Here is a 13,045-nt window from a genome sequence, read left to right as displayed (position 1 = left end):
TCTCCATTCAGAACTCAAAGTTCAGCCTTCAAAGTTCGGAGTTCCTTCCCTACCACCCGCCCCGTGCTCGCGAAACGCATCATTCCCTGTCTCGACGTCACCGACGGCCGTGTCGTCAAAGGTGTGAACTTCGTCGATCTGATCGATGCAGGCGATCCGGTCGAGGCGGCGATGGCCTACAACGCCCAGCAGGCCGACGAACTCGTCTTTCTCGACATCACCGCTTCGTCCGACAATCGGGCAACGATGGTCGATGTGGTCCGCCGCACTGCCGAGCACTGTTTCATCCCCCTTACGGTGGGAGGCGGTATCCGCAGCGTGGAGAACATGCGCGAGATGCTTCTCGCCGGGGCGGACAAGGTTGGCATCAACACCTCCGCGGTGAAAGATCCCGGCCTGGTCGATGCTGGCGCGAAGGCTTTCGGCAGCCAGTGCATCGTCGTGGCCATCGATGCCAAGCGGGAAGGTCCGGGCAAGTGGGGCGTCTACACCCATGGCGGCCGCACGGCGGTCGGTCTGGATGCGGTGGAGTGGGCGAAGGAAGTGTGGCGTCGGGGGGCAGGGGAGATCCTGCTCACCAGCATGGATGCGGATGGCACACAGGCCGGTTATGACTGCGAGCTGACCGCCGCCATCTCCGAGAGCGTGGGCATCCCGGTCATTGCCAGCGGCGGTGCCGGGAATCTCGATCACATGGTGGAAGTGCTCGAGAAGGGCAAGGCGGACGCCGTTCTGGCGGCCAGCATCTTCCACTTCGGCAAGCACACGGTGGCCGAGGCGAAGCGCTATTTTGCCGAACGTGGCATCCCGGTGCGGCCTGAGCTGGCATGAGTGCCTGAACGCCAAGCCCGGGCGTTTTTAAAAACTTTGTGGAGCCATTGATTTATGGGCTTGCCGTAAGATGGCCAAGCGTGTAGCGGGGGAAATGTCCGGCGTCCTCATGCCGGTCACGCTTCCTCCAGTCTTTGCGCCATCGGCTCTGGAAGTGGTTTCGAGAAATGGCGTAGCGACTACAGACAATGGACATCTACGTGGGCAACCTGCCCTTCAGCGCCACCGAAGAAGAAGTGGCCGGTCTCTTCGCCGACTTCGGTCCGGTGGAAAAAGTGAAAATCGTCACGGACCGTGAAACCGGTCGCCCGCGTGGCTTCTGCTTCGTGACCTTGGCCGATAGCGCCCGGGTCAAGGAAGCGGCGGAGGCTGTGGACGGCAAGGAGTTCGGCGGTCGCCCGCTGCGTGTGAATCCTGCCGAACCCCGCGAGAAGAAGCCAGGCGGCTTCGGTGGCGGTGGCGGCGGTGGTGGTCGCGGCGGCTTCGGCGGCGGCGGTGATCGTCGTGGCGGCGGCGGCGGTGGCTACGGCGGCGGCGGTGATCGTCGCGGCGGCGGTGGCGGCGGCTACGATCGTGACCGTCGCGGTGGCGGCGGCGGTGGTGGCGGCAAGGGCGGCTACGGTGGTGGCGGCGGCAAGGGCGGCTACGGTGGCGGCGGCAAGGGCGGCTACGGTGGTGGCGACGACTGGTAATCGCTGAGTGTTCAATACAGGACTTTTCCAAGCCTCGCTCTCTAACGGGAGCGGGGCTTTTCCTTTGCCCGCTGCCACCGGGGAGCGCGGGGGCTGGAGAGGGAACTCGGCCCGTCTGCCTCCGGCGATCGGCTTCACCGCTTGGCTCTTGCCGCTTCGCTAGGAATATCGGATGCTTCAAGCACCTCATGGCTCCCGCCTCCGTCAATGTCGCCCGCCTTATGTACCTTTTGGTCTGCGAGGTGGCTGGGGCGGCCATCGCCTTGAGCACCAAGGGCACGCCCGTGGAGGTCACCATGACCACCGGCTTGATCAGCGGCTTGATCGTGGGCGCCTTCTTCATCTGGATTGAGACCCTCATCAAGGGCTTCAGCCTGCGTGGCTTTTCCACCGCCACCTTCGGTCTGCTGGTCGGCATGTTCTGCGCTTGGCTGATTACCCGCATCGACATCTCGAACCTCGTCTCCCTCGCGGTCCGGGACCGCCTGCAGTCGCGCGACGGCACGGAAGTCGTGGGTGCCGAGGCGCTGATCACCACGATCAGCTTCACCATCCAGCTCATCCTTTATGCGAGCCTGGGCTTCCTCGGGGCGGTACTCGCATTGCGCAGCAGCCGGGATGATTTTGCCTTCATTGTTCCCTACGTGCGCTTCCGCCAGGACAGCAGCACCGGCGAGCCTCTGGTCCTCGACGCGGAGTCCATTATGGATGGCCGCGTTCCCGGTGTCGTTCGCTCCGGCTTCCTCCGCGGCCGTCTCGTGGTCCCGCGCTTCGTGCTCGACGAGATCCAGGTCCTCGCCAGTTCGCCCACTCCCGCCAAGCGTCAGCGCGCCGAGCGCGGTCTCGCCTGCTTGGAGTCGATGCGCTCTGCCAAGGATCTTCAGGTCAGCATCGAAGATGCCGCCGTGACTGCGGATGAGACCATGCACGGGCGCCTCGTTCACGTGGCCCGCCTCCTTGGTGCCCGCTTGCTCACCAGCGATGAGAATCTCTGCAAAGTCGCCAAGCTCCGCGGTCTCGACGTGCTCAATCTCGACGAGCTTCTCGATGCCCTCCGCCCCTCGGTTGGCGTGGGCGAGAAACTTCGCCTAGCTCTCGTCCGTGGCGGCAAGGACGAGCACCAAGGTGTCGGCTACCTGCCCGATGGTACGATGATCGTCGTAAATCACGCCGTGAAAAAGATCGGCACCACCCAGGATGTCGTCGTGATCAGCACGCTGCAGACGAACTCCGGCCTCATGGTGTTTGCCGAGCTTGCTGCCTGAAGCTGCGTCTCCGTTTTCCCAGATCGCAGCGCTGTCGGGACCGTCTGTTGTCAGTGCTTCGGAGATCGCCACCTCGCTCAGGTGGACTTCTTTTTCTTCGTCGGCTTCGGCTTGAGAGCCGCAACATATGCGAGGCTTGTCCCGAAGTAATTCTGAAGCGCCCCCGTCTTCGCAAGCAGGGCATCGGGAACTTCGACGTAATCCTTGAGCACCGCTCCGTTCTGCTCGCACAAGGCGGATTTGTATTTCTTCAGGAATGCATCCCGCTCCTGCTCCGGCAGCCGGAGCGCCAGTTTGCCCGCTTTGGTCAGGAAGCTGAACATGTGTCCGTTCAGCGAGGTGTAGGACATGGCGGCGCCTTTCCGTTCCGCTTGCGGCTGGGTGGCAATCAGCGCCTCGTAGTGTTTCAGCGCATTCGCGAACTTCACGTCTTCGGATCTACTCATCGGTACGCTTCTTGTCGTCCGATGGAATCGCAGAAACGGACGCCGCAAGCCAATCAATTGCGGGAGATCTACCTCCTTCTTTCCGCCCAATCCCGCATCGCACCGCCCAGCGCCAGTACTGTCCCGCTGGCAAGGCACACCGGCCCGTCTCCCAAGCACCGCTCCGCCGCTCGTCCACACAGCCATGCCCCCAGCGCCGCCGCATCCGGACCCCCGAGCCCCTGCGCTAGCAGCGTTCCGATCACACCCGACAACACGTCGCCTTGTCCCCCTGACGCCATCCCCGCATGCCCGGTCGGGTTGAAGCGCGTCACCTCGCCTGCCTTCGCCACCAAACTCCGCGCTCCCTTCAAAAGCAGCGTGCACGGATACCTGCTCACAAAGGCTGCGGCCGCCTCCTGCCGCTTCATACCCGCCAGATCCGGAGCCAGCCGTTTGAACTCACCAGGATGGGGTGTGATCACATGCCACTCCCGCAGCAGGTCGAGCCGCCCGGCTGCGGCGAGCCAGTTCAGGGAGTCGGCATCGATCACCGCCGGAATCTCCTCGGCCAAGCGCGCGAGGAGCGTTGCCTGATAGGTTCGTGCGGTATTCCCGAGCCCGGGGCCGATCACCAAGGCGTCGTGGCCCGTCTCGAACGCGCTTCTCACTGGATCGGTCGAAACCCTGACCATCGCTTCCGGGGGCATCGCGGTGGCCAAGTGGGGCAGGAAGCTTTCTTCCACATGCACGCCCACCAAGCCGGCGCCTGCGTGCAGGGCAGAGCTAGCGCAGAGCACCGCCGCCCCGGTCATCCCCGGAGAGCCCGCGAGAATTCCCACGCGGCCCGAGTCGCCCTTGTGGAACTCATGCCTGCGCGGTGGGAGCAGCCCGGGGAAGGCCTCCGGACAGAAGAACTCAAGGCTGCCATCTCCAGGCAGCGGTAGATCCTTCAGAGGGACGAGAATGATCCGCCCGGATCTCTCGACACCATTGCCGCCGGCCATCCCTTGTTTCGGCGCGCCCACGGTGAGAGTCAGATCCGCCGTGACCGCTTCGCCTTCTCCCGAATCCGCATCGAGCCCCGAGGGTAGGTCCATCGCCGCGATGATCGCGCCGTGATGCTCCCTGAGCTCTGCCATTTCCCTGGCTAGCCCGGCGAGCGGCTCCCGCAGCCCGCCCTTGGCCCCGATTCCCAGCAGGCCGTCCAGCAGGAGCAGCGGTCCACTGCTCTGCTCTGGCAGGTCTGCCACCGGCTCTATCCCCAGCTCCCGCAGCTTCTTCCGCGGCAGCTTGCCCCACTCGGACTCAGGCCAAGCCGCCCGCAGCGCCACCTGCCAGCCGGCCCCGCGCAAATGCCGGAGCGCTACCAGCGCGTCCCCGCCATTGTTCCCCTTGCCGACATAGCCCACGGCCAAGCCCGGCAGAGGGAACTGCACCTGCAAGCGCCGCGCGATTCCCGCACCGGCCAGATCCATCAGATGCTCTGCGGAGATGCCGCGCGCAAACGCGGCTTCCTCCAGCGACCGCATGGCCGCGCCGGTAACAAAAGACATGCCCGCACCCTAGCGGATCAACCCGCCCGGCGGAAGCGCGCGATGCCATCCGCGATGCCTTCCGCCAATGCTTGGCGGAACCAACCGGACTTCATCCGGCTGCGTTCGTTCGGATTGCTGACGAAGCCGCCCTCCACGAGGATCGAGGGGCAGGTCGTGTTCCGGATCACGTAGAAGCGCGCGAACTTCACGCCGCGGTTCACGGCACGCACCTTGGACATCATGCCGGAGTGCACGTAGGAAGCCAAAGCGCGGCTCTGCGGCGAGTGATAGAAGGTTTCCAGACCGGACACACCCTGCTTCCAGGTGTAGTTCGTGTGGACGCTCACGAAGATGGCGTCGGAGTAGCGGCTGGCGATGCGGACGCGCTCCGGCAGGGAGATGAAGTAATCGCTGCGGCGGGTCATCACCGTGCGGAAGCCGCGCTTCTTCACCTCGGCCTCAAGGCGGGTGGCGATATCCAGAGCGAGGTGCTTTTCATAGACCAGTCCCCACTGCCCGCCCTTGTCGTGGCCCCCGTGTCCGGGGTCGATCACCACCGTGCGGAATTGCCGGGCCTGTGCCGGTGCTGCCGCGAATACGACCGCCAGAAGCGGTGCAATTAGTCGACGGAATCTTGTCATCACAAAGTTGGTTAAGAAATCAGAAAAGTTTACATTTTTTAAATATAGACGGGCCTCCTGTAAAGGCGAATTAACCCGCAAACACCGTGAAATCCTCAGCGCTTTACTGGAACAGGAAGTTCGGACGATCCGACGCTTTCCGTACCTTGGCCCGCGCGGCGGCTTCCGCCTTCGGGTCGTAGGGGATGCTGTTACCCACCTGCACGACGCCATCGGCAGAGGTCATCAACAAGGGGTCGCCCGCCGCATTCTTGTGCAGCTCCGCCCCGAGCAGCGATCCATCCGGGGAGATCCGGGCATGCACCCAGATCGTCGGAGCCTTCAGGTAGAGCACGTGCATCACCTGCCGGTTGTCCAAGGTGACCGAGGGCTTGCGGAAGGCGAGGTATTCGCCCAGCGAGTGCGTCTGCATCGGCGTGCCGGTGCGGGCATTGATGACCTGGGCGTAGAGCATGCTCTTGCGACCGCTGTTGTAGTCCAGCACGCGATACTCGCGGGTCTGCCCCGCCTTGCCCGGCAGACCGACCTTCTGGGACCAGTAGGGCCGCGCCGTATCGACATTGAAAAGGATCCGGTTCGACACGAAGCCGTCGCGGCTCTGGCCCGGCAGCCGCACCATCGCGTAGACGGAGTAGTTGCCCATCTCCTTGAGCGGATAGATCCGGCTCAGGTCGAAGCTGCGGGACATCGTCTGGCCGAGCGGCACTTTCATTCCGCCGAAGGCCTGCTTGGCCAGCGGGGTCATCGGCACCCCGCGGTTCGAGGTCAGGTTGAAATCAATCCAGCCATACTCCTTGGTTCCTTGGAAAACGATGTCCTGACCGGAGTGGTTGGTCACGCTCACCGTCACCCCGATGGTCTCGCCGGCCACATAGTTGCGGCTGGCCATTTGGATGCGCACTTCCACCTGAGCCGCGGCGGTCCCGGCAAAGGCGAGCAGGAGGAGAATACGCAAAAGGGAACGGAGTCCGGTCATGGGGCGCAGGCCTATCTCAGTGACCGGCCCGCGTCAACCCAACGGAGCCGGCCGGTGCTCTAACCGTTGGTTTCCGGTTTCAAGCGTCTCAAACGTAGTTGAGCCCCTTCGCCAAGGTGGCGATCTGCGACTCGCGGTCCAGAAGCTCTTGAATCGGGTCCCAGCGACCGGCCACCAAGGCGTCGCGTGCGGATTCCGGCATGTTGAAGCCGAAGTCGAGACCAGTGGACGAGCGCACCCGCTTGTTCACCATGTCGATGGTGATTTCCACGGCGGGATCGGCCTCTACGGCTTGGCGGAGCTGGTCGATTTCCGCGGCGGTGAGACTCACGCAGGGCATGGCCAGTCCGGTCGAGTTGCCGAAGAAGATTTCGGCGAAGGACTCGGCGACCACCGCCTTGAAGCCGTATTTGCTCAGGGATTGCGGTGCGTGCTCGCGCGAGGAGCCGCAGCCGAAATTTACTCCGGCGAGGAGGATCGTCGCGTCGTCGAAGCGGCTGTCGTTGAGCGGGTGGTTCGTCTTCTCCCCGGTGTTCGGGTCGAAGCGCACGTCGTAGAAGGCGAACTCGCCGAGACCGTCGAAAGTCACGCACTTCATGAAGCGCGCGGGGATGATGCGGTCGGTATCGATATCGGCGCCGGGAACGAAGACGGCGCGGCCGGTGACGGAGGTAACTTTTTCGAGAGCCATGGGAAATGGTTGGAAAACGGTGGTGTGTGCTTACTCGTCTTCAGCCTCCGGCTCCTCTTCAGCAGGAGCCTGATGCTTCTCGACGATCTCTCCCACCTTCTGCTGGAAGGCGGGCATTTCTTTTTCCACGGCGGGCATCGCCACCTTCATGGCATCCGTCATGATCGAGGGCATTGCGGCCAGGGTCTTCTTGCCGAGCGGCGTGCGGTAGAACTCCGTGAGTTCCACGATCTCGTCCGCGGTGAAGTGTTTGTCGTAGAGTTCCACGAACTTCTTCCGCACGTCGGGCGAGGAGAAGATGCGCACGTACATCTTCCGCGCCTCCTTGCGGATATCGCCGATGGCGGCTGCGGGCACCCCGTTCGCCTTCATCTGGTCGATGAAGCCGTCGAAGGTGCTCATTGCCGTTTCGACGCTGGAGTTCTCGTAATCCATCAGCTCCAGAAGCTCGTCGGTCGGAGACTTCGGGGCCGGATCCGCGGCGTGCAAGACCCCGCAGGCGAGGGCAAGGGCGAGGGACAGAAGCTTTTTCATGGCACTGAAGGCACTTAAGCCACCGCTGCTTGCGGCTCCAATTCGAAGAGTTCGCGGGCATCGGCGATGCTTCCGGAGATTGCCGCCGCAGCGACCATTACCGGGGACATCAGCACCGTGCGACCGGTAGGTGAGCCTTGGCGGCCCTTGAAGTTCCGGTTCGAGGAAGAGGCACAAAGTTGGTCGCCGACGAGCTTGTCAGGATTCATCGCCAGACACATCGAGCAGCCCGCCGCGCGCCATTCGAAGCCTGCGGCAGAGAAAATCTTGTCGATGCCTTCCTGTTCGCACTGGTGCGCCACGATCTGGGAGCCTGGGACGGCGATCGCCTTCACGCCCGCTGCCACCTGGTGACCTTGGATGTACTTGGCCACTTCGCGGAAGTCGGAGAGTCGGCCGTTCGTGCAGGAGCCGATGAAGGCCACGTCGATCTTCTGGCCCTTGATCGGGGCACCGGCGGGCAGCTTCATGTAGGCGAGCGCCTCGTCGATGCTGGCCTTCTCGAGCGGCGTGGCAGCCTTGGCGGGATCGGGGATCGTCTCGGAGATCGCGATGCCGTGGTCCGGCGAAATACCCCAAGTCACGGTCGGCTCGATGTCGGCGGCGTCGACCTTCACGATGTCGTCGTAGACCGCATCCGAATCGGAGGCGAAGGACAACCAGCGAGCCGCCGTCGCGTCGAAATCATTCATGTCCACGTAGGGGCGGCCCCGCAGGTAGGCGATGGTCTTGGCGTCCGGATTTACGTAGCCGCAGCGGGCACCGCCTTCGATCGCCATGTTACAGACCGTCATGCGCTCCTCCATCGACATCGCGTCGAAGACCTCGCCGGAATACTCGTAGGCGAAGCCGATACCACCCTTGGCACCTAGGATGCGGATGATATGCAGCGTCACATCCTTGGCGTAGACGCCCGGGCGAAGCTTGCCGTTCACCTCGATGCGGCGGACCTTCAGCGGCTCCATCGCCATTGTTTGGGTGGCCAGCACGTCGCGGACCTGGGTCGTGCCGATGCCGAAAGCGATCGCGCCGAAAGCCCCGTGGGTCGCCGTGTGGGAGTCACCGCAGGCGATGGTTGTGCCCGGCTGGGTGATGCCTTGCTCGGGCCCCACCACGTGGACGATGCCCTGCTTGCCGGACTTCAGGTCGAAGTAGGTCACGCCGAAGTCGTCGCAATTGCTGCGCAGCGCGGCCATCATCTCCGCGGCGAGCGGATCCACCGGCTGGTCCTGGTTCTCGGTCGGCACGATGTGGTCCACCGTGGCGAAGGTGCGCTGCGGGTATTTCACCGTCAGGCCGAGATCGCGGAGCATGCCGAAGGCCTGTGGCGAGGTGACCTCGTGGATGAGGTGAGTGCCGATGAACAATTGGGTACGTCCGTCGGCCAGCTTGCCCACGGTGTGGGCGTCCCAGACTTTTTGGTAGAGGCTTTTGCCCATGATAGCGATCGCCGGGTTGCGCGGCGGGCGGGGAAAGTGGGCTTCCGGCTCCTGATTGTCAAAGCGCGATCAAGTACGCCTTTGCACCGGCCTCCTCAGCTCATCTGGTAGCACATCACGGCGATCACGCTGCAGAAGGCCAAGACACCTAGGATCCACGCCGAAGCCTTGAGAATTCCGCGGGAGCGGCCGCGATTTTTGCGATCATCGCCAATCCATTGCTGCCAAGCGCTTTCTGTATTCTCGGCGCGGGCACGGTGATAATGGCGGCTGGGGGCTTGGAAACGAGCCCGGGAGTCAGGGGTCTTCATGGGGAGAGGGCCTGCAATTACCTGCACACCATGCAAAAGGCAATCACAGAATTCCTTAACCCCGGTTGACTTACGTAAGGACGAAAAAGCCCTTGCCGGGTATCGGCAGGGGCTGTGGAAAATCGGAAAGTCCGCGGAATATCGCTTACTTCGAGTAGTGCACTTCCGGAGCGGACGGCACTTCTTGGAAGGCCGGGAGCGGGCGGAGCGGCTTTGCCTTCGGCTCGCTGGTGCAGCAGCAGGAGGCGGACACAAGGGCGAAAACAGAGAGGGAGACGATGGCGATTGCGCGGAACATGGCTGGAGTCAAAAGGGGTTTTACGGATTTCGCTAGAAAAATGATTGCAGCACAAAAAATTTGCAGGGTGGACCCACAGGAGGTCCACCCTGCGGTAAGTCATCGTGCAGTGACCCGGGGGTCGCCGCCGATCAACCCGGCTTACTTGGCGGGTGCCACGTAGGTCGGGGATGCGGGTGCCGGAGCCGGACGGCTTTCGCAGCAGGAAGCGGCCAGCAAGGTGCCGAGGGCAGCAGCGCTGAGGGAGACGACTTTGATGAATTTCATGGTAGTTGCTTTCGGTTGGTTTCGACTGCGGAAGGTCTCCGCACCCTCCCGACTCTAACGGACGGCCAAGGCCGCGCAAGGTAAAAGCCGGAAGCGACTTCCACACGATTCTGTTGCCAGACGGGCATCCGGCCCTACACTCGCCGCTCCCAAATCCATGAGCGAATCCAAGCACGTCGCCATCGTCGGCGCCACCGGAGCGGTGGGTGAAGAAATGCGTCTCTGTCTCGAACAGCGGAACTTCCCGGTCGGCAAGCTGACCGTGCTGGCCTCCGCCCGCTCGGCCGGGAAACGTATCCCCTTTGCCGGCCAGGAAGTGGTCGTGCAGGAACTCACCCACGACAGTTTTACCGGGGTGGACATCGCCTTGTTCTCGGCCGGTGGCGGTATCTCGAAGGACTTCGGACCCTCCGCCGCGGCGGCAGGTGCCGTGGTGATCGACAATTCCTCGGCCTTCCGCATGGACGAGGGCGTGCCGCTCGTCGTGCCGGAGATCAATCCGCAGGCCGCGAAAGATCGCCCCCGCGGCATCATCGCGAATCCGAACTGCACCACCATCATCTCGCTGATGGCTCTCGCCCCGCTCCACGAGCTCTTCGGGCTGAAGGCGATCATCGCTTCCTCTTACCAGGCCGTCTCCGGTTCGGGTGCCCAAGGCATCATCGAGCTGGAAGAGCAGGTGAAGGCCATTGCCACCGGCCAGCCCTTCGAGCCGAAGGTTTATCCCCGCCAGATCGCTTTCAACGTGATCCCGCAGGTCGATGTCTTCACCGAGAACGGCTACACGAAGGAGGAACTCAAGATGCTCAACGAGGGCCGCAAGATCCTCGGCCACGCCGATCTCAAGGTTTCCTGCACCTGCGTCCGCGTGCCGGTCTATCGCTCGCACTCGGTGTCCATCACCGCGCAGTTCGAGAAGCCCGTGGACGTGGAGGCCGCCCGTGCCGCCTTCGCCGGGAAGCCCGGGGTGAAGGTGGTCGATGATCCGGCCAACAAGATCTTCCCCGTGCCGCTCGATACCACCGGTAAAGACGATTGCCTCGTCGGCCGCATCCGCAAGAACCTCGTCCTCGACAATGCCCTCGACCTCTGGGTCGTCGGCGATCAGGTCCGCAAAGGTGCCGCACTCAATGCGGTCCAGATCGCGGAAATCCTGTGAAGAGGTGCTGGATGGCAGACGGAAGGTTGCAGATCTTCCTGCCTTCCATCCACGATCTGCCATCTACCATCTGCCTTCATGGATCTCAACGCCTACCTCGCCGACCGCGCCGCGGAAGTGGACGCCGCCCTCGATGCCTTCCTGCCGAAGGCCAAGGAGAAACCGGCGACGATCCATGCTGCCATGCGCTACACCGTCTTTGCCGGCGGCAAGCGCTTGCGGCCGATTCTCTGTCTAGCCGCCGCCGAAGCCTGCGGAGGAGATACGGAGAGCGCGATGCCCCCGGCCTGCGCGGTGGAGATCCTGCACACCTACTCCTTGGTCCATGATGACCTTCCGTGCATGGACGACGACGACCTGCGCCGCGGTCGCCCGACCTGTCACAAGGTCTATGGCGAAGGCATGGCCGTCCTCACCGGTGACGCCCTCTTGACTGAAGCTTTCCTGATCCTTGCCCAGACGACTCCGGCCACACGTTACCCGGGAGCTTCCTACGTTGCGGAGCTCGCCCTGACCGGTGGCTCCACCCGCTTGATCGGCGGTCAGGTCATGGATTTGGAAGGGGAGGGCAAGAAGCTGACCAAGGCGCAGCTCGTGAAGATCCACGAGGCGAAGACCGCCGCGCTTCTCACCACTTCCATCCGCCTCGGGGCGATGACCGCCAACGCCACCGAGAAGCAGCTCGAAGCTCTCAGCATCTTCGGCCGTGCCCTTGGTCTCGCTTTCCAGGTGATCGATGACATTCTCGACGTGACCCAGTCCACCGAGGTTCTCGGCAAGACTGCCGGCAAGGACGCAGCCGTGGAAAAGGCCACCTATCCCGCGATCCTGGGCCTGGAGAAATCCCGCAAGGAAGCGGCGAAGCTCACCAAGGAAGCTCTCGATGCCCTCAAGCCCTTCGGCAAGAAGGCGGCGCGTCTTCAAGAGATCGCGGAGTACTTGTTGAAACGCGAATACTGACCGCCTTACTACGATTTGACAGGTAAGGCGGGCTGCGGCATGGTTGAATCATGCCCAGCGTGAAGATTACCGCCAAGCGCCAAGCAACGCTCCCTCTGGAGACCTGCAAGGCATTGCGAATCGGGCCGGGGGATATCGTCGACGTCGAACCCTTGGTGATCGATAATGAGGAGGTATGGGTTCTGCGTCCGCGTAAATCCGCTGACCGGACTTGGATCGGTTCTCTCCGTGGGGCGATTCGTAGCGACGATCACTCCATGGATAGCATTCGCGATAGCATTGCGAAGGGTCGGCAGCGTGAATCGAAATGAGGGTGGGACTTGATACCTCCGTCGTCTTGAGGCTGTTAATCGGTGAACCGCGAGATCAGGCGGAGACTGCCGCAGAGTTTCTCGATTCGGCCCGCCGTGCAGGCGATCAGATCGTGGTCGATGATCTTGTGGTGGCGGAGGCTTACTTTGCGCTCCAGCACCACTACGGGGTTTCCAAGGCTCTTGCGCTGTCTTCACTCGCGCGAATGTTCCAAGCGGGCGAGATCGTTTCCTCAGGTAGGGCTGCGTCAGTGCTTTCCGGATCGTTTGGGTCCAAGCCGGGCTTCGTGGATCGGATGATCCATGCTCTCTACACGCAGAATGACGGAGAGATGGTGACTTTCGAGAAGTCTGCCGGAAAGCTTACCGGTGTGAAATTGCTCAAGTGAGAAAGGGCCCTCACAAGAACAGGAAGTAGACCGCCAGCACGAAACCGCCCACCCACACCGCCGCGATGTGGGCGATGCCGAAGGAGCGGGCGCCCGGCGTCTCCGCGCGGTGATCGTGATGCGGCCCGAAGAGCGCTCCGTACTTCACCACCAGGAAGCCGCCCAGCCAGGTCCAAGCAATCAGGAAGAGGACGATAAAAATCTTAACGATCAGGGCTAGGGTCATCGGTGGCAGCTAAGGTTCGCCGCTACCATGAACCCGCTGCCCGACAAGCGATAGGTACAGCTGCTAAGAAATCGGATCGGTACAGAATCTGT

17 protein-coding genes are annotated in these 13,045 nt (G+C 62.8%); 6 read left to right on the top strand and 11 right to left on the bottom strand.

What is annotated here, in order from left to right:
* The first annotated feature begins 63 nt into the window (after positions 1 to 63).
* The 3 genes from hisF (at position 64) to OJ996_RS14750 (ending at position 2,788) form a co-directional block, all read left to right on the top strand.
* Complete coding sequence (gene hisF / locus OJ996_RS14760; RefSeq protein ID WP_264514382.1) at positions 64 to 831, top strand: imidazole glycerol phosphate synthase subunit HisF; 768 nt, start codon at positions 64 to 66, stop codon at positions 829 to 831.
* A gap of 188 nt (positions 832 to 1,019) precedes the next feature.
* Positions 1,020 to 1,523: an RNA recognition motif domain-containing protein gene (locus OJ996_RS14755; RefSeq protein WP_264514381.1), complete on the top strand. Its 504-nt coding sequence runs from the start codon at positions 1,020 to 1,022 to the stop codon at positions 1,521 to 1,523.
* Between the two features lie 188 nt (positions 1,524 to 1,711).
* Positions 1,712 to 2,788, top strand: a complete 1,077-nt coding sequence (locus OJ996_RS14750) for a PIN/TRAM domain-containing protein (protein ID WP_264514380.1) — start codon at positions 1,712 to 1,714, stop codon at positions 2,786 to 2,788.
* A 77-nt stretch (positions 2,789 to 2,865) separates the two neighbouring features.
* Here OJ996_RS14750 and OJ996_RS14745 read toward each other — a convergent pair whose 3' ends face one another.
* From OJ996_RS14745 to OJ996_RS14700, 10 genes are all read right to left on the bottom strand, one after another.
* Positions 2,866 to 3,234 carry a hypothetical protein gene (locus tag OJ996_RS14745; RefSeq protein WP_264514378.1) on the bottom strand — a complete coding sequence of 123 codons (369 nt, stop codon included), beginning with the start codon at positions 3,232 to 3,234 and terminating at the stop codon, positions 2,866 to 2,868.
* 68 nt (positions 3,235 to 3,302) lie between these two features.
* On the bottom strand, positions 3,303 to 4,769 hold the full coding sequence (locus tag OJ996_RS14740) for an NAD(P)H-hydrate dehydratase (RefSeq protein ID WP_264514377.1): 1,467 nt from the start codon (positions 4,767 to 4,769) through the stop codon (positions 3,303 to 3,305).
* 17 nt (positions 4,770 to 4,786) lie between these two features.
* Positions 4,787 to 5,392 (bottom strand): N-acetylmuramoyl-L-alanine amidase family protein, encoded by a 606-nt coding sequence (locus tag OJ996_RS14735; RefSeq protein WP_264514376.1) that lies wholly within the window; start codon positions 5,390 to 5,392, stop codon positions 4,787 to 4,789.
* Between the two features lie 103 nt (positions 5,393 to 5,495).
* Complete coding sequence (locus OJ996_RS14730; RefSeq protein ID WP_264514375.1) at positions 5,496 to 6,368, bottom strand: arrestin family protein; 873 nt, start codon at positions 6,366 to 6,368, stop codon at positions 5,496 to 5,498.
* Positions 6,369 to 6,456: 88 nt separating this feature from the next.
* Entirely contained in the window at positions 6,457 to 7,059 is a 603-nt protein-coding gene (gene leuD / locus OJ996_RS14725) for a 3-isopropylmalate dehydratase small subunit (protein ID WP_264514374.1), read from the bottom strand.
* 30 nt (positions 7,060 to 7,089) lie between these two features.
* Positions 7,090 to 7,593, bottom strand: coding sequence for a DUF2059 domain-containing protein (locus OJ996_RS14720; RefSeq protein WP_264514373.1), 504 nt, complete (start codon positions 7,591 to 7,593; stop codon positions 7,090 to 7,092).
* Positions 7,594 to 7,607: 14 nt separating this feature from the next.
* Positions 7,608 to 9,032 carry a 3-isopropylmalate dehydratase large subunit gene (leuC, locus tag OJ996_RS14715; protein ID WP_264514372.1) on the bottom strand — a complete coding sequence of 475 codons (1,425 nt, stop codon included), beginning with the start codon at positions 9,030 to 9,032 and terminating at the stop codon, positions 7,608 to 7,610.
* Positions 9,033 to 9,127: 95 nt separating this feature from the next.
* Entirely contained in the window at positions 9,128 to 9,343 is a 216-nt protein-coding gene (locus OJ996_RS14710; protein ID WP_264514371.1) for a hypothetical protein, read from the bottom strand.
* A gap of 145 nt (positions 9,344 to 9,488) precedes the next feature.
* The gene (locus OJ996_RS14705) at positions 9,489 to 9,641 is read right to left on the bottom strand and encodes a hypothetical protein (protein ID WP_264514370.1); all 153 of its coding nucleotides are present in this window, start codon (positions 9,639 to 9,641) and stop codon (positions 9,489 to 9,491) included.
* A gap of 141 nt (positions 9,642 to 9,782) precedes the next feature.
* Positions 9,783 to 9,908, bottom strand: coding sequence for a hypothetical protein (locus OJ996_RS14700; RefSeq protein WP_264514369.1), 126 nt, complete (start codon positions 9,906 to 9,908; stop codon positions 9,783 to 9,785).
* Between the two features lie 157 nt (positions 9,909 to 10,065).
* Here OJ996_RS14700 and OJ996_RS14695 point away from each other — a divergent pair, with 157 nt between their 5' ends.
* The 3 genes from OJ996_RS14695 to OJ996_RS14685 all read left to right on the top strand — a co-directional run bounded on the left by OJ996_RS14695 (position 10,066) and on the right by OJ996_RS14685 (position 12,727).
* Positions 10,066 to 11,067 (top strand): aspartate-semialdehyde dehydrogenase, encoded by a 1,002-nt coding sequence (locus OJ996_RS14695; RefSeq protein ID WP_264514368.1) that lies wholly within the window; start codon positions 10,066 to 10,068, stop codon positions 11,065 to 11,067.
* 78 nt (positions 11,068 to 11,145) lie between these two features.
* Complete coding sequence (locus OJ996_RS14690) at positions 11,146 to 12,027, top strand: polyprenyl synthetase family protein (protein WP_264514367.1); 882 nt, start codon at positions 11,146 to 11,148, stop codon at positions 12,025 to 12,027.
* A 307-nt stretch (positions 12,028 to 12,334) separates the two neighbouring features.
* Entirely contained in the window at positions 12,335 to 12,727 is a 393-nt protein-coding gene (locus tag OJ996_RS14685; RefSeq protein WP_264514366.1) for a PIN domain-containing protein, read from the top strand.
* A 10-nt stretch (positions 12,728 to 12,737) separates the two neighbouring features.
* On the opposite strand, the gene OJ996_RS14680 is transcribed toward OJ996_RS14685, so the two are convergent.
* Positions 12,738 to 12,953 carry a hypothetical protein gene (locus tag OJ996_RS14680; protein WP_264514365.1) on the bottom strand — a complete coding sequence of 72 codons (216 nt, stop codon included), beginning with the start codon at positions 12,951 to 12,953 and terminating at the stop codon, positions 12,738 to 12,740.
* Positions 12,954 to 13,045: the final 92 nt, after the last annotated feature.

Origin of the sequence: Luteolibacter rhizosphaerae (genome assembly GCF_025950095.1) — a bacterium.
GTDB lineage: Bacteria > Verrucomicrobiota > Verrucomicrobiia > Verrucomicrobiales > Akkermansiaceae > Haloferula > Haloferula rhizosphaerae.
This window is presented reverse-complemented; position numbering and strand designations above follow the sequence as displayed.